Source organism: Pseudomonas sp. TNT2022 ID1044, assembly GCF_028656895.1.
Taxonomy (GTDB): domain Bacteria; phylum Pseudomonadota; class Gammaproteobacteria; order Pseudomonadales; family Pseudomonadaceae; genus Aquipseudomonas; species Aquipseudomonas reinekei.
Window position 1 is genome coordinate 268,781 of sequence record NZ_JAMDHB010000001.1, and the last position, 16,693, is coordinate 285,473.

General features: G+C 61.3%; 13 protein-coding genes and 3 tRNA genes. All 16 read left to right on the forward strand.

Features of this window, described 5'->3' with window-relative positions:
- The first annotated feature begins 23 nt into the window (after positions 1–23).
- The 16 genes from M5G20_RS01220 (at position 24) to M5G20_RS01295 (ending at position 16,645) form a co-directional block, all read left to right on the forward strand.
- Positions 24–2,729 carry a FimV/HubP family polar landmark protein gene (locus M5G20_RS01220; RefSeq protein ID WP_273917530.1) on the forward strand — a complete coding sequence of 902 codons (2,706 nt, stop codon included), beginning with the start codon at positions 24–26 and terminating at the stop codon, positions 2,727–2,729.
- A 278-nt stretch (positions 2,730–3,007) separates the two neighbouring features.
- Positions 3,008–3,832 carry a tRNA pseudouridine(38-40) synthase TruA gene (truA, locus tag M5G20_RS01225; RefSeq protein WP_075945894.1) on the forward strand — a complete coding sequence of 275 codons (825 nt, stop codon included), beginning with the start codon at positions 3,008–3,010 and terminating at the stop codon, positions 3,830–3,832.
- A 62-nt stretch (positions 3,833–3,894) separates the two neighbouring features.
- The gene (locus M5G20_RS01230; protein WP_273917531.1) at positions 3,895–4,509 is read left to right on the forward strand and encodes a phosphoribosylanthranilate isomerase; all 615 of its coding nucleotides are present in this window, start codon (positions 3,895–3,897) and stop codon (positions 4,507–4,509) included.
- Positions 4,510–4,707: 198 nt separating this feature from the next.
- Positions 4,708–5,628, forward strand: coding sequence for an acetyl-CoA carboxylase, carboxyltransferase subunit beta (accD, locus tag M5G20_RS01235; RefSeq protein WP_075945892.1), 921 nt, complete (start codon positions 4,708–4,710; stop codon positions 5,626–5,628).
- Complete coding sequence (folC, locus tag M5G20_RS01240; protein ID WP_273917532.1) at positions 5,625–6,932, forward strand: bifunctional tetrahydrofolate synthase/dihydrofolate synthase; 1,308 nt, start codon at positions 5,625–5,627, stop codon at positions 6,930–6,932. The genes accD and folC overlap by 4 nt, the downstream gene beginning before the upstream one ends.
- The gene (locus M5G20_RS01245) at positions 6,916–7,584 is read left to right on the forward strand and encodes an SPOR domain-containing protein (protein WP_273917533.1); all 669 of its coding nucleotides are present in this window, start codon (positions 6,916–6,918) and stop codon (positions 7,582–7,584) included. The genes folC and M5G20_RS01245 overlap by 17 nt, the downstream gene beginning before the upstream one ends.
- Before the next feature lie 98 nt (positions 7,585–7,682).
- On the forward strand, positions 7,683–8,243 hold the full coding sequence (locus M5G20_RS01250) for a CvpA family protein (protein WP_075945889.1): 561 nt from the start codon (positions 7,683–7,685) through the stop codon (positions 8,241–8,243).
- A 41-nt stretch (positions 8,244–8,284) separates the two neighbouring features.
- Positions 8,285–9,790 carry an amidophosphoribosyltransferase gene (gene purF, locus M5G20_RS01255; RefSeq protein ID WP_034150926.1) on the forward strand — a complete coding sequence of 502 codons (1,506 nt, stop codon included), beginning with the start codon at positions 8,285–8,287 and terminating at the stop codon, positions 9,788–9,790.
- A 78-nt stretch (positions 9,791–9,868) separates the two neighbouring features.
- Positions 9,869–11,080: an O-succinylhomoserine sulfhydrylase gene (locus M5G20_RS01260; protein ID WP_273917534.1), complete on the forward strand. Its 1,212-nt coding sequence runs from the start codon at positions 9,869–9,871 to the stop codon at positions 11,078–11,080.
- The gene (locus tag M5G20_RS01265) at positions 11,077–11,850 is read left to right on the forward strand and encodes an SDR family oxidoreductase (RefSeq protein WP_273917535.1); all 774 of its coding nucleotides are present in this window, start codon (positions 11,077–11,079) and stop codon (positions 11,848–11,850) included. The genes M5G20_RS01260 and M5G20_RS01265 overlap by 4 nt, the downstream gene beginning before the upstream one ends.
- A gap of 232 nt (positions 11,851–12,082) precedes the next feature.
- A tRNA-Val gene (locus M5G20_RS01270) sits at positions 12,083–12,158 on the forward strand.
- A 53-nt stretch (positions 12,159–12,211) separates the two neighbouring features.
- Positions 12,212–12,288, forward strand: a tRNA-Asp gene (locus tag M5G20_RS01275).
- Between the two features lie 94 nt (positions 12,289–12,382).
- Positions 12,383–12,459, forward strand: a tRNA-Asp gene (locus M5G20_RS01280).
- Between the two features lie 245 nt (positions 12,460–12,704).
- Complete coding sequence (locus M5G20_RS01285; RefSeq protein ID WP_273917536.1) at positions 12,705–13,214, forward strand: sigma-70 family RNA polymerase sigma factor; 510 nt, start codon at positions 12,705–12,707, stop codon at positions 13,212–13,214.
- Positions 13,211–14,155 carry a FecR domain-containing protein gene (locus M5G20_RS01290; RefSeq protein ID WP_273917537.1) on the forward strand — a complete coding sequence of 315 codons (945 nt, stop codon included), beginning with the start codon at positions 13,211–13,213 and terminating at the stop codon, positions 14,153–14,155. The genes M5G20_RS01285 and M5G20_RS01290 overlap by 4 nt, the downstream gene beginning before the upstream one ends.
- A 66-nt stretch (positions 14,156–14,221) precedes the next feature.
- Positions 14,222–16,645 carry a TonB-dependent receptor gene (locus M5G20_RS01295; RefSeq protein WP_273917538.1) on the forward strand — a complete coding sequence of 808 codons (2,424 nt, stop codon included), beginning with the start codon at positions 14,222–14,224 and terminating at the stop codon, positions 16,643–16,645.
- The last annotated feature ends 48 nt before the right edge of the window (positions 16,646–16,693 follow it).

Sequence of the window (16,693 nt, forward strand, 5' to 3'; positions counted from 1 at the left end):
AATGTTCAAACTAAGGATGAGCTATGGTTCAAGTTCGCAAACTGGTGTTAGCAATAGCGGCCGCCTCGGCGCTGTCCTCCGGTATGGCGCATGCCCTCGGTCTCGGGGAGCTGACCCTGAAATCGACGCTGAACCAGCCGTTGGTGGCGGAAATCGAGTTGCTGGACGTCAAGGAACTCACCGCTGCCGAAGTGGTGCCGAGCCTGGCTTCACCTGAAGATTTCGCCAAGGCCGGTGTCGACCGCCAGGCGTTCCTCAACGACCTGACGTTTACTCCGGTGCTGAACGCCAGCGGCAAAAGCATCCTGCGTGTGACTTCCAGCAAGCCACTCTCCGAACCGATGGTGAAATTCCTGGTTCAGGTCATGTGGCCCAACGGTCGCCTGCTGCGCGATTACAGCGTGCTGCTCGATCCGTCCAAATTCTCGCCGCAAACCGCTGAAGCGGCTGCGCAACCGGCACCGACGGGCACCACGCCGGTCACGGCGGCGAGCAAACCGTCCCAATACACCACCACGTCGCGCGATACCCTGTGGGAAATCGCTGCGAAGGCGCGTAATGGCGGTTCGATTCAACAAACCATGCTGGCCATCCAGGCGTTGACCCCGGATGCCTTTATCGACGGCAACATCAACCGCCTCAAAACCGGCCAGGTGTTGCGTCTGCCGGACCAGGCGCAAAGCACCAGCTTGGCGCAACCCAAGGCTATTGCCGAAGTGGCTGCGCAGAACACCGCCTGGCGCCAGGGTCGTCGCTATGTCGCGAAGCCGGCAACCGGGCAGCAGCAACTCGATGCCACCAACCGTGGCCGTGGAGAGGCGGTATCGACTCAAGCCGGCCGCGACAACCTGAGCCTGGTTTCTGCTGAAACCGGCAAGGCTGCCGGCAAAGGTCCGGCTGGCGATGCCAAGGCCTTGGGCAACAAATTGGCGGTCACCCAGGAAAGCCTCGACACGACCCGTCGTGACAACGCCGAACTGAAAAGCCGCGTGGCCGATCTGCAAAGCCAGATGGACAAGCTGCAACGCCTGATCGAACTGAAAAACAATCAACTGGCCAAGTTGCAAGCCGAAGGCGCCGCGGGTGCACCGGCTGCAGCAGCTGCACCTGCCATTACGGCGGAACTGGCGGCAGACCCGGCGGCAACGCCTGCCGAAGCGGCTCCAGCACCAGCCCCCGAGGCTGCACCGGCTCCAAGCGAGCAACCGGTTGAGCCGGCACCTGCGGCGTCCGACGAGCAGACATTCAACGAACTGCTGACCAATCCATGGTTGCTGGGTCTGGCCGGCGGCGGGGCAGTGGTTGTGTTGCTCTTGCTGTTGTTGCTGGCCCGTCGCCGCAAAGCTCAGCAGGAAGCCGAGAAGCATCTGCGCATGGCTCGCGCCCTGTCCGAAGAGCAGGAGTTCTCCGCTGACCTCGACCTGCCGGAAAGCAGCTTCGAAGGTCTGGAGGTTCCACCGCCAAGCGTGAAGCTGGCGAATGCCCCGGCACCCGCGCCAACCCCGGCTCCGGTGATAGCTCCGGTGGTAGTCACGCCGCCAATTGCTGCGCCACTGGTGGCGCCAGCCGCCGAGCGCTCCGACGATGTGTTGGGTCAGGCCCGGTCGCATATCGCCGCGGGTCGTCTCAATCAGGCGGCTGCGTTGCTGGAAGACGGCGTCAAGCAAGAGCCGCAGCGCAGTGATCTGCGCCTCAAGCTGATGGAAGTCTACGGCCTGCAGGGCGACCGCGATGCGTTCGTGGCTCAGGAGCGTCAACTGGTGGCCAACGGCGACAACTTCGCCCAGGTCGCTAACCTGAAAAGCCGTTTCCCGGCCATGGCGCTGGTTGCCGCAGGCGGTATCGCCGCAGCAGCTGCCGCTGCCGAGCTGGACGCCCAGTACGTCAAGGATCTGTTGCTGGACGAGCCGCAAGCACCTGAACCAACGCCGGTTGACGATGACTTCGACAGCGCTTTCGATCTCAGCCTCGACGATCTGGAAAACGTCACACCGGTCGCTGAAGCACCTGCTCCAGCGCCGGTCGACGACGGTCTCGACAGTGCGTTCGACCTGAGTCTCGATGACCTCGATAACATTACCCCGGCCGCCGCTGCAGCAACGCCTGTGGCAGAGCCGGAGCCGATCGCGACCCTCGACGAGCTGGAAGACTTCCCGCTGGACGACGACCTGAGCTTCGAGTCGGTACTGCAGCAGCAGACGGAAATCAAAGAGAACCTTGATGACCTGTCGGATTTCGACCTGGACATGGATCTGGGCGGCGAGCCGTCTCCAGCCCTTCTTGCGGAAGACGATTTCCTGCTGGATCTGGACGATGGCGTGAAGGATCTGCCGTCGACCGAAGCGCCGACAGTGGCAGAAGCACCGCTGGACGATCTGGAGCTGCCGGCCGATTTCGACCTGTCGCTGGCCGATGAGATGGACGATTCGACCGCTCCGGATGCATTCGCCGCCGAACTGGACGACGTCAACGCCGAGCTGGATCGCCTGTCCCAAAGCCTCAGCGAGCCAACCTTCACCGTGGATGATGCTTTGGCCACCGTGGACGACGAGCCGGACTTCGATTTCCTGTCCGGTACCGATGAAGTCGCGACCAAGCTCGATTTGGCTCAGGCCTACATCGACATGGGCGACAACGATGGCGCCCGGGACATCCTCAATGAGGTGGTGACCGAGGGTGATGACGGTCAGAAGAGTGAAGCCAAGGAGATGCTTTCTCGTCTGGCGTGAGTCAAACGTAGTAAATGAAACGGCAGCCCGATGAGGCTGCCGTTTTTGCTTGTGGCTGCAGTTGAGGCTGAATGTAGGTGCCTGATCGCTGGCAAGCCAGCTCCTACAATGATTTATGTCGCCCGGAAAACCTGTGGGAGCTGGCTTGCCAGCGATGGGGTCGTAACAGTCAATGGAGATCTCACTGGCATCCCCGTCCGAGCGCCTTATAATGCCAGCCTTTGCGTACTTCAGCAGGCTGTCCCTCCTTGGCAAATATAGATAACCCGGCGGCTGAAATGGCGGCCGATGGCTTTTTCCGGATCGCACTGGGCGTTGAATACAAAGGCTCGCGTTATCGCGGCTGGCAGCGTCAAGCCTCCGGTGTGCTCACCGTGCAGGAAACCCTCGAAAACGCCTTGTCCAAAGTCGCTGACTCACCGGTTTCACTGCTGTGCGCCGGGCGTACCGATGCCGGTGTGCATGCCTGCGGGCAGGTGGTGCACTTTGATACCCAGGTTGAGCGTTCGATGAAGGCCTGGGTCATGGGCGCCAACATCAACTTGCCGCACGACGTCAGCGTCAGCTGGGCCAAGGTCATGCCGGCGCACTTTCATGCGCGGTTCAAAGCCATCGCCCGGCGTTATCGCTACGTGATCTACAACGATCAGATCCGTCCGGCGCACCTCAACGAAGAGATCACCTGGAATCACCGTCCGCTGGACGTCGAGCGCATGGCCGAGGCAGCTCAGTACCTGGTGGGCACTCACGATTTCAGCGCCTTCCGCGCCGGTCAGTGCCAGGCCAAGTCGCCAATCAAGGAACTGCATCACCTGCGCGTGACGCGCCACGGCAAGATGATCGTGCTGGATATCCGCGCCAGCGCCTTCCTGCACCATATGGTGCGCAACATTGCGGGTGTGCTGATGACCATCGGTGCCGGCGAACGTCCGGTGGAATGGATGAAGGAGGTACTGGAGAGCCGCATTCGTCGTACGGGTGGGGTGACGGCGCATCCGTTTGGCCTGTATCTGGTGCAGGTCGAGTACCGTGATGAGTTCGAATTGCCCGAGCGTTACATTGGGCCGCATTTCCTTACCGGGTTCGCCGAACTTGACGGCTGACGCCCTCGAACGCTTTTGTTACCATCCGGGACTTTCCCGATTTGCCGTGGGGTTTTAACGACATGTCAGCCGTTCGCAGCAAGATTTGCGGGATTACCCGCATAGAAGATGCGCTGGCGGCGGTCGATGCCGGGGCCGACGCCATAGGGTTTGTGTTTTACGCGAAAAGTCCGCGGGCTGTGACATTTCAGCAGGCGCGCTCGATCATCAAAGCGCTGCCGCCGTTTGTTACGACCGTCGGGTTGTTCGTCAACGCCAGTCGTGCCGAACTCACTGAAATCCTCGATGCGGTGCCATTGGACCTGTTGCAGTTTCATGGTGATGAATCAGCGGCGGAATGCGAAACCTGGCAGCGTCCGTACATCAAGGCGTTGCGGGTCAAGGCCGGCGACGACATTGCGGCGGCTTGCGACGCCTATCCTGGTGCAAGCGGCATTTTGCTTGACGCCTATGTCGAAGGCATTCCCGGGGGAACCGGCGAAGCCTTTGACTGGTCATTGATACCGCAAGGCTTGAGCAAACCGATTGTTTTGGCGGGGGGGCTGACCCCGGACAACGTCGCCGAGGCCGTGGCACGGGTCCGGCCCTATGCCGTGGACGTCAGCGGCGGGGTAGAGGCGAGCAAGGGCATCAAGGATCACGCAAAGATTCACGCGTTCATCCAGGCATTACGTTGATGTGACGGCTGGCAGTCTGCCGCCGTCCACTGGACTGCGCTGTACAAAACGGCTGAGGGTCATGGGGTGGTACGCAGGTCACGTTGCGCTGATCCGGCCATTCACTGAATCATCGCCGCACAACATGAATTTAGCTCAAGGGCATACGCGGGGCTGCGAACCAGAGCGTTCGGGCCGCCGGTACTGGAGAAAGAAAGCATGAGCAACTGGTTAGTAGACAAACTGATCCCTTCGATCATGCGTTCCGAGGTCAAGAAGAGCTCGGTGCCTGAAGGTCTTTGGCACAAGTGCCCGTCTTGCGAGGCTGTGCTGTATCGTCCGGAGCTGGAAAAGACCCTGGACGTTTGCCCCAAGTGCAACCACCACATGCGTATCGGCGCTCGCGCCCGTATCGACATCTTCCTCGATGTAGAAGGCCGTACCGAACTGGGTGCAGACCTGGAGCCGGTTGACCGTCTGAAATTCCGCGACGGCAAGAAGTACAAGGATCGCCTGACCGCTGCGCAAAAGCAGACCGGCGAAAAAGACGCACTGATCTCCATGAGCGGTACGCTGCTGGGCATGCCGGTTGTTGTATCGGCCTTTGAATTCTCCTTCATGGGTGGTTCGATGGGCGCCATCGTTGGTGAGCGCTTCGTGCGCGCCGCCAACTACGCGCTGGAAAAACGCTGCCCGATGATCTGCTTCTCCGCCTCCGGTGGTGCGCGGATGCAGGAAGCGCTGATTTCCCTGATGCAGATGGCCAAGACCTCCGCGGTGCTGGCGCGTCTGCGTGAAGAAGGCATTCCGTTTATCTCCGTACTGACCGACCCGGTCTACGGTGGTGTTTCCGCCAGTCTGGCGATGCTCGGCGACGTGATTGTCGGTGAGCCGAAAGCCCTGATCGGCTTTGCCGGTCCGCGTGTTATCGAACAGACCGTGCGCGAAAAACTGCCGGAAGGCTTCCAGCGCAGCGAGTTCCTGCTGGAGCACGGTGCGATCGACATGATCATTCACCGTCAGGAGCTGCGTCCGCGTCTGGGCAACCTGCTGGCGCAAATGATGGGCCTGCCGACGCCGAAATTTGTCGCCGCGCCAATCGAGCCGATCGTGGTTCCACCGGTACCTGCCAACCTATGACCGAACGTACCCTTGGCGAGTGGCTCGCCTACCTTGAGCAGTTGCACCCTTCGGCCATCGACATGGGCCTTGAGCGCTCGCAACAGGTAGCGTCCCGCATGGGACTGGGCAAGCCGGCGCCACGGGTGATCACGGTCACCGGCACCAACGGCAAGGGCTCCACCTGTGCGTTCGTGGCTTCATTGCTGCGCGCCCAGGGCCTGAAAGTCGGTGTCTACAATTCACCGCACCTGCTGCGCTATAACGAGCGGGTGCAGGTCAATGGCGTCGAAGCCACCGACGCCGCGCTGTGCCAGGCCTTCGCTGCGGTGGAGGCGGGGCGCGGTGACACGTCCCTGACCTACTTCGAAATGGGCACCCTGGCGGCGTTCTGGCTGTTTCAACAGTCAGGGCTCGATGCCGTGGTGCTGGAAGTCGGTCTGGGCGGGCGTCTGGACACGGTCAACGTGGTCGACGCCGACCTGGCGCTGGTCACCAGTATCGGCGTCGATCATGCGGATTACCTGGGTGATACCCGCGAATCCGTGGCCTTCGAGAAGGCCGGAATTTTTCGCCAGGGCGCGCCTGCGCTCTGTGGCGACCTCAATCCCCCACAACCCCTGCTGGACAAAGCGCTCGAGCTCAATTGCCCGTTTTTCCTGCGTGGGCGCGATTTCGACCTTGGGGTCACTGATCACAACTGGCAATGGCGCGGTCTTGACGCTCAGGGCGGTGTAGTCGAATTGCACGATCTGCCCTTGCTCGATCTGCCGATGGAAAATGCCGCGCTCGCCCTGCAGGCCTATCTGCTGCTGGGTCTGCCTTGGGTGGACGCGCAGATTATTCAAGCGTTGCAAGCGACGCGGGTGGTCGGTCGTCTCGATCGCCGGCAGTTCGACTGGCAGGGCAAGCGTCTTGATCTGTTGCTGGATGTGGGGCATAACCCCCATGCGGCTGAGTATCTGGCCCGGCGTCTGGCCAGTCGTCCACCGCTCGGCAAGCGTCTGGCGGTATTCGGATTGCTGGCCGACAAGGATCTGGATGGTGTAATTGGCGAATTGAATGCTAGTGTCGAGCACTGGGCTGTCGCTCCGCTGGATTCGCCACGGGCGCGGCCGGTGGCCGATCTGCAAGATGCGTTGCACAAGCGTGGCGCTTCGGTAGCATCCTATGACAGCGTGGCCGCCGCCCTGGAAGGGCAGTGCGCGCTGGCAACGAGCGACGATGAAATACTGTTGTTCGGATCATTTTATTGTGTCGCCGAGGCCCTTGAATGGCTGGCTCGGCGCTCCACGGAGGAAGCGGCAAATGGCATTGCTGGATAAGGCCTACAAACAGCGCATGGTTGGCGCGCTCGTACTCGTCGCGCTGGCCGTGATTTTCCTGCCGATGCTGTTCTCGCGCCAGGACGAGCAACGCCAGGTAGCGGTCGAAGCCCCGGCTGCCCCTCAAGCGCCGGCGTTGCCACAGGTTCAGGTGGAGCCGGTGGTGGTGCCTGAGCCGCAAGCCTTGCCGCAAGAGCCTGTGCCGAGCGACGACGAAATTGCCCAGCAGGAAGCCCCGGCTGCTCCGGCTGCACCGGTCGCTGCGGCGCCAACGGCAAAACCGGTCACGCCGCCGCCTGCTCCGGCACCGGTCCCGGCATTGGCTGCTAAGCCGGCGACTGCGCCGTCCCAGCCGATCAGCGCCGCACCGGGCAAGCCTGACACCACTCAAAGCCGCGTCGACGCCAATGGCCTCTCGGTGAGCTGGTCGGTGCAACTGGCCAGCCTGGCCAACCGTGAAAGCGCGGAAAAACTGCAGAAAACCCTGCGCAGCCAGGGTTACAACGCCTACATCCGCACCGCCGACGGCAAAAATCGCGTGTTTGTCGGGCCGCTGATCGAGCGTGCCGAGGCCGATCGTCTGCGTGACTTGCTTAACCGCCAGCAGAACCTCAAGGGGTTCGTGGTGCGCTTTCAGCCGGAACGCGGCTAAATCTATCGCAGCGATTTGAAATGCACTGACAATCGCAGCTTACCGATAAGCATGGGCTCTGCTAAAATGCGCCGCCTTATCCGTCTGTAGGCTGCACTGTGCCATTTACCTGGGTTGACTGGGCGATCGTTGCAATCGTCGCCATCTCTGCATTGATCAGTCTGAGCCGCGGCTTCGTCAAAGAAGCACTGTCGCTGGTGACCTGGATCATCGCAGGAGCTGTTGCCTGGATGTTTGGTGGCTCACTGTCCGAGTACCTCGCCGGATATATCCAGACGCCATCGGCTCGCGTGATCGCGGGCTGCACCATCATGTTTGTCGCCACGTTGATCGTAGGCGCAATGATCAATTATCTGATCGGCGAATTGGTACGCGTCACCGGGTTGTCCGGGACCGATCGATTCCTCGGCATGGCCTTCGGCGCCGCGCGTGGCGTGTTGCTGGTGGTCGTGGCGGTCGGGCTGTTGAGCCTGGGGCCGGTACAGCAGGACGAGTGGTGGCAGCAGTCGCAACTCGTGCCAAAATTTCTATTGGTCGCCGACTGGTCCAAAAACCTGATTCTTGGGTGGAGCAGTCAGTGGCTTGCCAGCGGAATCAGCGTACCCGCTGATATTCCGTTCAAGGAGCACCTCTTGCCGACGGCCAAAACGCCTCAGTGAGTTGTGTTCAGTTCAGATCCATTAAGTAGGGGTTGCGTCGCATGTGTGGCATCGTCGGTATCGTCGGTAAGTCGAACGTCAATCAGGCGCTGTATGACGCGCTAACCGTCCTCCAGCACCGCGGCCAGGACGCTGCCGGTATCGTGACCAGCCATGATGGCCGGTTATTCCTGCGCAAGGACAATGGCCTGGTACGTGACGTGTTCCATCAGCGTCACATGCAGCGTCTGGTCGGCCACATGGGCATCGGCCATGTGCGTTATCCAACCGCGGGCAGTTCGACTTCGGCCGAAGCCCAACCGTTTTACGTCAACTCGCCTTACGGCATCACCCTGGCGCACAACGGTAACCTGACCAACGTTGAACAGCTGGCCAAGGAGATTTACGAATCTGACCTGCGCCACGTCAACACCAGCTCCGACTCGGAAGTGCTGCTCAACGTGTTCGCTCACGAACTGGCCCAGCGCGGCAAATTGCAGCCAACCGAAGAAGACGTGTTCGCCGCCGTGACCGACGTGCACAACCGTTGCGTGGGTGGTTACGCGGTCGTGGCGATGGTTACCGGCTACGGCATCGTCGGTTTCCGCGACCCGCACGGCATCCGTCCGATCGTGTTCGGCCAGCGTCATACCGACGAAGGCGTCGAATACATGATCGCCTCCGAAAGCGTGTCCCTGGACGTGCTCGGTTTCACCCTGATTCGCGACCTGGCACCGGGCGAGGCGGTCTACATCACTGAAGACGGCAAGCTGCACACCCGTCAGTGCGCGACCAACCCGTCCCTCACTCCGTGCATTTTCGAACACGTCTACCTGGCGCGTCCGGACTCGATCATCGACGGTGTTTCGGTGTACAAGGCCCGCCTGCGCATGGGCGAGAAGCTCGCCGAGAAGATCCTGCGCGAGCGTCCAGAGCACGACATCGACGTGGTCATCCCGATCCCGGACACCAGCCGCACCGCGGCCCTGGAGCTGGCGAACCACCTGGGCGTGAAATTTCGCGAAGGCTTCGTCAAGAACCGCTACATCGGCCGCACCTTCATCATGCCGGGCCAGGCCGCGCGGAAAAAATCCGTACGCCAGAAGCTCAACGCCATCGAGCTGGAATTCCGCGGCAAGAACGTGATGCTGGTGGACGACTCCATCGTTCGCGGCACCACCTGCAAGCAGATCATCCAGATGGCACGTGAAGCGGGCGCCAAGAACGTCTACTTCTGCTCCGCAGCGCCGGCCGTGCGTTTCCCGAACGTCTACGGCATCGACATGCCGAGCGCCCACGAACTGATCGCCCACAACCGTTCGACCCAGGACGTGGCCGACCTGATCGGCGCTGACTGGTTGATCTATCAGGACTTGCCTGACTTGATCGAAGCGGTCGGTGGCGGCAAGATCAAGATCGACAAGTTCGATTGCGCGGTGTTCGACGGCCAGTACGTGACCGGCGACGTCGACGAGGCTTACCTGAACAAGATCGAGCAGGCACGTAACGATGCCTCCAAGGTCAAGACGCAGGCAGTCAGCGCGATCATCGATCTCTACAACAACTGAGTTTCTACCGGCCCCTAGGGGCCGGTTTTGTATCTATCAAAAGACTTTTTATTCAAGAGCAAGGCAAGGAGTGACAGCATGAGTCAGGATTGGGATGCCGGTCGGTTGGACAGCGACCTCGAAGGCGTAGCGTTCGATACCCTGGCCGTACGTGCCGGTCAACACCGTACGCCGGAAGGCGAGCACGGTGATCCGATGTTCTTCACTTCCAGCTATGTGTTCCGCACCGCTGCCGATGCCGCTGCGCGTTTCGCCGGGGAAGTGCCGGGCAACGTTTACTCGCGCTACACCAACCCGACCGTGCGCGCTTTCGAAGAGCGCATTGCCGCGCTGGAAAGCGCCGAGCAAGCCGTGGCCACTGCCACCGGCATGGCGGCGATCATGGCGGTGGTGATGAGCCTGTGCAGCGCCGGCGATCATGTGTTGGTGTCGCGCAGCGTATTCGGTTCGACCATCAGCCTGTTCGAGAAGTACTTCAAGCGTTTTGGCATCGAAGTCGATTACGTGCCCCTGGCGGACCTGTCCGGTTGGGATGCAGCGATCAAGGCCAACACCAAATTGCTGTTCGTCGAATCGCCGTCCAACCCGCTGGCCGAGCTGGTCGATATCGCCGAGCTGGCGAAAATCGCTCACGCCAAAGGCGCGATGCTGGTGGTCGACAACTGCTTCTGCACTCCGGCGCTGCAGCAACCGCTGAAAATGGGCGCGGACATCGTCGTGCACTCGGCGACCAAGTTCATCGATGGCCAGGGTCGTTGCATGGGCGGTGTTGTGGCCGGTCGCAGCGAACAGATGAAAGAAGTGGTGGGTTTCCTGCGCACTGCCGGGCCGACCCTCAGCCCGTTCAACGCCTGGATTTTCCTCAAGGGCCTGGAAACCCTGAACCTGCGGATGAAGGCGCATTGCGCCAACGCCCAGCAACTGGCCGAGTGGCTGGAGCAGCAGGACGGCGTCGAGAAGGTTCATTACGCCGGTCTCAAGAGCCACCCGCAGCACGAACTGGCCCAGCGTCAGCAGAAAGGTTTCGGGGCGGTGGTGAGTTTCGAGGTCAAGGGCGGCAAAGAGGGCGCCTGGCGCTTTATCGATGCGACGCGCCTGATTTCGATCACCGCCAACCTGGGTGACAGCAAGACCACCATTACCCACCCGAGCACCACCTCCCACGGCCGCCTGGCGCCGCAAGAGCGTGAAGCAGCGGGTATTCGTGACAGCCTGATCCGCATCGCAGTCGGCCTGGAAGATGTAGCAGACCTGCAAGCCGACCTGGCGCGCGGGTTGGCTGCCTTGTGATCGAGCTGTCCACGCCAACCGGCTCCAATGGCCGCGTAGCGCTGGTCACCGGCGCTGCTCGGGGCATTGGCCTGGGGATTGCGGCCTGGCTGATCAGTGAAGGCTGGCAGGTCGTGCTGACGGATCTGGATCGTGAACGCGGGTCGAAAGTGGCGAAGGTGCTCGGCGACAACGCCTGGTTCATTGCCATGGACGTTTCCAACGAAGGGCAGGTGGCGCTGGGTGTTGCCGAAGTGCTGGGGCAGTTTGGGCGACTGGACGCGCTGGTGTGCAACGCGGCGGTGGCCGATCCGCACAACATCACCCTGGAAAGCCTCGATCTGGCTTACTGGAATCGGGTGCTGGCGGTCAATCTCAGTGGGCCGATGTTGCTGGCCAAGCACTGTGCGCCGTATCTGCGTGCTCACAACGGGTCGATCGTCAATCTGGCCTCGACCCGCGCCGGACAATCCGAGCCCGATACCGAGGCTTACGCGGCGAGCAAGGGCGGTTTGCTGGCCCTGACTCACGCGCTCGCCATCAGCCTTGGCCCGGAGATTCGGGTCAATGCCGTCAGCCCTGGCTGGATCGACGCGCGTGACCCTTCCATGCGTCGTGCCGAACCGTTGACCGACGCCGATCATGCGCAACATCCGGCGGGCAGGGTAGGGACGGTCGAGGACGTCGCCGCGATGGTGGCTTGGCTGTTGTCGAGGAACGCCGGGTTTGTCACGGGGCAGGAGTTCGTGGTTGATGGTGGCATGACCAAGAAGATGATCTACAGCGAGTAGATGGGTTTTTACTCCGGCATTGATGTTGGATGTGCCGCCGTCTTCGCGAGCAGGCTCGCTCCCACAGGAGAACAGCGATCCACTGTGTGAGCGAGCCTGCTCGCGAAAGCGATCTTAGGGTTGCCTGTCTCATGCGGAATGACTCGATTTTGTCTTTTTCAGAAAAACTTCAATCCTGCTATTGACTTAGGTTCGGTACCTGCGTAAATTTCGCGGCCTCGGAGATGCAAACGGGTGATTAGCTCAGCTGGGAGAGCGTCTGCCTTACAAGCAGAATGTCGGCGGTTCGATCCCGTCATCACCCACCACTCCCGAGATACTTGCGAAAGCAAGAGGTAGGCTGAAATGCCTCCACCGACGCGCAGCGGTAGTTCAGTCGGTTAGAATACCGGCCTGTCACGCCGGGGGTCGCGGGTTCGAGTCCCGTCCGCTGCGCCATTATTTACGAAGCAGATTCCGGTCTGGTTCGCGATTGAAAAGCACCGAAGCTTTCGATCAAACGAGTTACATGGACGCAAGTCCAAAGCGATACGCAGCGGTAGTTCAGTCGGTTAGAATACCGGCCTGTCACGCCGGGGGTCGCGGGTTCGAGTCCCGTCCGCTGCGCCATATCTGCACCAAGGCCCACTGAACGCCTTGGCGCTACGAAGAGAAACCGCTGGTTTACTTCGAGTCGATAGCAAAAACCCTGGTCGAAAGACCGGGGTTTTTTGTGTCTGAAATTTGGCTTTTTTCTCTTTCTCTCCTGGCTTCCCATCTTTCTGCGCATTTGCTGCATAAAGGACTTGGTCCGTCGCCGCGACATTAATTAGAATCACTCTCATTTACAATTCCTTGGCACAGGGCTTCTTGAGATGAGTGATGCAGCGATGCCGCAGGCGCAAACCTTTCACGACCTGTACCGCGATCACCGTGGCTGGCTTGAGGGCTGGTTGAGGCGGCGCATGGGCAGCGCGTGCGATGCGGCGGATCTCAGCCAGGATACGTTCTTGCGGTTACTCGCCAGTTCTCAACGGATTGCCGACTTGCAAGAGCCCCGTGCCTATTTGCTGACCGTGGGCAAACGCCTGCTGAGCAACTTCTATCAGCGTCGCAGTCTCGAGCAGGCGTACCTCAACGCGCTGGCATCGTTGCCCGAAGAGTACGTGCCGTCCCCGGAACAGCGCTGGCTGTTGCTGGAAACCCTGCAAGCGCTGGACGAATTGCTCGATGGTTTGCCGCGGGCAGTGCGACGGGCATTTCTCTGGAGCCAGCTCGAAGGCCTGACGTACCAGCAAATCGCCGAGCGCCTGAAAGTGTCGGAGCGCACGATCAAGCGCTACATGGCGCAAGCCTACGAGCATTGCCTCATGGTGGAGCTGTGAGCAGCGCCGCGCCCGATGCCCGTCAGGTGGTGCGAGCGGCCGCGCACTGGCTGGCGTTGCTGGAGTCCGGCGGTGCCACTGAGCAGGATCGCGCCAACCTGCAACGCTGGCGCGACATGGCGGTCAGTCACGAGCAGGCCTGGCAGAAGGCGCAAGCCCTGCGTCAGCGCTTTGCCGACCTGCCCTCAGCGTTGGCCCTGAGCAGTCTCGACCGCCCTGATCCCGGGCGGCGCGTGGTGCTCAAGCGTGCCTTGGGTGCGGTGGCGTTGGTGCCGGCGGCCTGGCTGATCAGTCGGCAATTACCGCTGCAGGTCTGGCGTGCCGACTTGCACACCGCCACGGGCGAGCGCAAGCAGGTGCAATTGGCCGATGGCAGTGCGCTGCAACTCAATACCGCCAGCGCCGTTGACGTGAATATGACGAGTCGTCACGTGAAACTGGTGGAGGGCGAGATGTCGTTGAAGGTGTCGGGTGTCTCGCCGTTGACGATCCAGACCCGATACGGCCAAGTGATCGTCAGTCAAAGCGAAGTCTGTGTCCGTCAGGATGTTCGGGGCTGCCGGGTTTCGGTGTTCAACGGCGCCGCGCAACTGCGACCGTTGCAGGGCGCCGAGCTGACGCTTCGCGCAGGCCAGCAGATCAACCTGCAAGCGTCAGGCGCCGGTGCGGTCCAGGCTTTTGACGTGCTGCAACCCGGTTGGCGCGAAGGCGTGCTGATGGCGAACAATCAGCCGCTGGGGGATTTCCTGCGTGAACTCGACACCTATCGCCCCGGCGTTTTGCGATGGGACCCGGAACTCGAAACGCTGCGCGTGACCGGCAGTTTCCGGCTGGACGATACCGATCGCATTCTCGCGCTGCTTTGCGCCAGCCTGCCGTTGGAGGTGCAAAGGCGGACCCGTTACTGGGTGACGTTACTACCGCGCAAAAAAGTTGCTTGAAGCCTGTCCCCTTTTTTCAACTCGCTTGTCATTCAAGGCAACTGAACGCACAAGAGAGCTTCTTCAATGCCCGCAGTAAAGCCTTGCAGTCCGCGCCCGGCGTCGTCCGGCCTGCGCCCGTTGTTGCGCCTGAGCCTGATGCTGAGCCTCAGCGCCAGTCCGTTTTTAATCAACAGCAGTTGGGCCGAGGACGCCGCCCGTCGCAGTTACCAGGTGCCCGCCGGCAGTTTGAGTGATGCGCTGACGCGGTTTGCCGGTTTGGCCGGGGTCAACCTGTCGGTCGATCCGGCGCTGGTCAGCGGTCGTAGCAGTGCCGGCCTGGCCGGTGATTACGGGGTGGAAGAGGGCTTTGCCCGCTTGTTGTTGAACTCCGGCCTGCAACTGCAGCCGGTGGGCGAGCAGGCCTACATCCTGATTCCAGCGCCGGCCGGCAGTAGCCTGCAACTGGGGGCGACCTCCATTCTCGGTGCCGTTGATTCCGAACACGGTGACCCGTATGCCGGCGGCCAGGTTGCGCGCCGAGGCTCGCAGGGCTTGCTGGGCTCGCAGGATTTCATGGAAACGCCGTTCAGCATGACCACTTACACCAGCGAAACGGTGAAAAACCAGCAGGCCCGCACCTTGGGCGACCTGATCGCCAGTGATCCTTCAGTCCGCGCCACCAACCCGGCGGGTGGGCGTTACGAGCAATTCACCATTCGCGGGCTCAGCCTGTTCAACAGCGATGTTTCCTACAACGGTCTGTACGGCGTGTTGCCGACCTACACGATCGACATGGAGATGGCCGACCGCGTCGATATCATCAAAGGCCCGAGCCAGCTGATCAATGGCATCTCGTCGCGAGGCAGCGTGGGCGGCGGGATCAACGTGGTGCCCAAGCGCGCGACTGACCAGCCGATCACATCGTTCACCGGTAGCTACGCGTCCGACAACCAGGTCGGCGGCGCCGTGGATGTCGGCCGGCGCTTTGGCGAAGGTGACATGTTCGGGATTCGTTTCAACGGCGTGAAGCAGTCTGGCGACACCGATTGGGATCACCAGAGCGTCGATCGCGAGATGGCGGTGTTAGGTCTGGATTTTCGCGGTGAACGCCTGCGCCTCTCGACCGACATCGGTCACACCGAACGCAATACCGATGCTCCGCAAGAGCGCGTGCAGGTGGGGGCCAACGCGAAGGTGCCGAATGCCAACGATGTCCGCGACAACTATGCGCAGCCCTGGAGCCAGGCACGGACCACCGACACCTTCGGCACGCTGAACGGCGAGTTCGATGTCAACGATTCAGTCATGCTGTACGGCGGCGTTGGCGCGCGCAAAAGCAATCATGACTTTCTCCGGCATGCGGTTGCGGTCACCAATGACGCGGGCGATTTCAGCGTGCAGCCGCGTGACTTCACCCGTGACGAGAATGTCCGTACAGCTACGGCGGGTGTGCGCAACTGGTTCCATACCGGCCCGGTGAGCCATCAGGTCAACCTGGCGGCCAGCTATTTCTACATGGACTTCGAAAACGGCGGTGCCCGTTATGCGGCAGCCCGCAGCAACCTCTACAACCCCGTGGAAACGCCGACGCCCGTACGGCCTACGCGGCAGGATCCCGAGGTTTACACCGAGAACCGCTTCAGCAGCGTGGCGTTGTCCGACACCCTTGGTTTCTTCGATGAGCGTTTGTTGCTGACCCTCGGTGGTCGCTGGCAGCGGGTCCAGGTCGACGACTGGTCCGATGACGTTAAAGGTGACACCGCCTATGACGAGGAAAAGTTTTCGCCCTCGGGCGGCATCCTGTTCAAGGCGACCGACAAACTGTCGCTGTACGCCAACTACATGGAAGGCCTGAGCCAGGGCAAGATCGCGCCGTCGACCTCGGTGAACGAAGACGAAATCTTCCCGCCGTTTATCAGCCGCCAGGTCGAAGTCGGCGCCAAATATGACGCCGGTGCATTCGCCGTAACTGCTGCCGTTTTCCGCATCAAGCAGCCGGCCTACGAGACCAACGCCACGACGCGAGTCTTTGGCCCGAACGGTAAACGCAAGAACGAGGGGGTCGAGTTGAGCGTGTTCGGCGAACCGCTCAAAGGGTTTCGACTGCTCGGCGGTGTGATGTACATCGACAGCGAGCTGACTGACACCACCAACGGCACCTTCGACGGCAACCGCGCACCTGCCACGCCGAAATACAACGTCAACCTCGGCGCCGAGTGGGACGTGCCGAACGTGCAGGGCCTGACCCTGACCAGTCGCGGCATCTATTCCAGCTCGCAGTATCTGGATCAGTCCAACAACAAGGAAATCGATGCCTGGCAGCGGTTCGACGTGGGTGCGCGGTATGCATTCAGGATCGATGAGAAGACCATCACCGTGCGCGCCAATGTCGAGAACGTGGCGGACAAGCGCTACTGGAGTTCGGCCGGGGCTTCGGATGACAGTGAGCCAGGGTTGACGCTGGCGACGCCGCGGACCTATTTGCTTTCGGCGACTGTGGATTTCTGATGGCATTGCGTTGACTGATCTGATGCCATCGCGGGCTTGCCCGCGATG

Excerpts from the sequence above, each read along its gene's own strand:
- M5G20_RS01220 (WP_273917530.1), top strand. The coding sequence starts at position 24 with ATGGTTCAAGTTCGCAAACTGGTGTTAGCAATAGCGGCCGCCTCGGCG.
- purF (WP_034150926.1), top strand. The coding sequence starts at position 8,285 with ATGTGTGGCATCGTCGGTATCGTCGGTAAGTCGAACGTCAATCAGGCG.
- M5G20_RS01285 (WP_273917536.1), top strand. The coding sequence starts at position 12,705 with ATGAGTGATGCAGCGATGCCGCAGGCGCAAACCTTTCACGACCTGTAC.
- M5G20_RS01295 (WP_273917538.1), top strand. The coding sequence starts at position 14,222 with ATGCCCGCAGTAAAGCCTTGCAGTCCGCGCCCGGCGTCGTCCGGCCTG.
- truA (WP_075945894.1), top strand. The coding sequence starts at position 3,008 with ATGGCGGCCGATGGCTTTTTCCGGATCGCACTGGGCGTTGAATACAAA.
- accD (WP_075945892.1), top strand. The coding sequence starts at position 4,708 with ATGAGCAACTGGTTAGTAGACAAACTGATCCCTTCGATCATGCGTTCC.
- M5G20_RS01230 (WP_273917531.1), top strand. The coding sequence starts at position 3,895 with ATGTCAGCCGTTCGCAGCAAGATTTGCGGGATTACCCGCATAGAAGAT.
- M5G20_RS01260 (WP_273917534.1), top strand. The coding sequence starts at position 9,869 with ATGAGTCAGGATTGGGATGCCGGTCGGTTGGACAGCGACCTCGAAGGC.
- folC (WP_273917532.1), top strand. The coding sequence starts at position 5,625 with ATGACCGAACGTACCCTTGGCGAGTGGCTCGCCTACCTTGAGCAGTTG.
- M5G20_RS01245 (WP_273917533.1), top strand. The coding sequence starts at position 6,916 with ATGGCATTGCTGGATAAGGCCTACAAACAGCGCATGGTTGGCGCGCTC.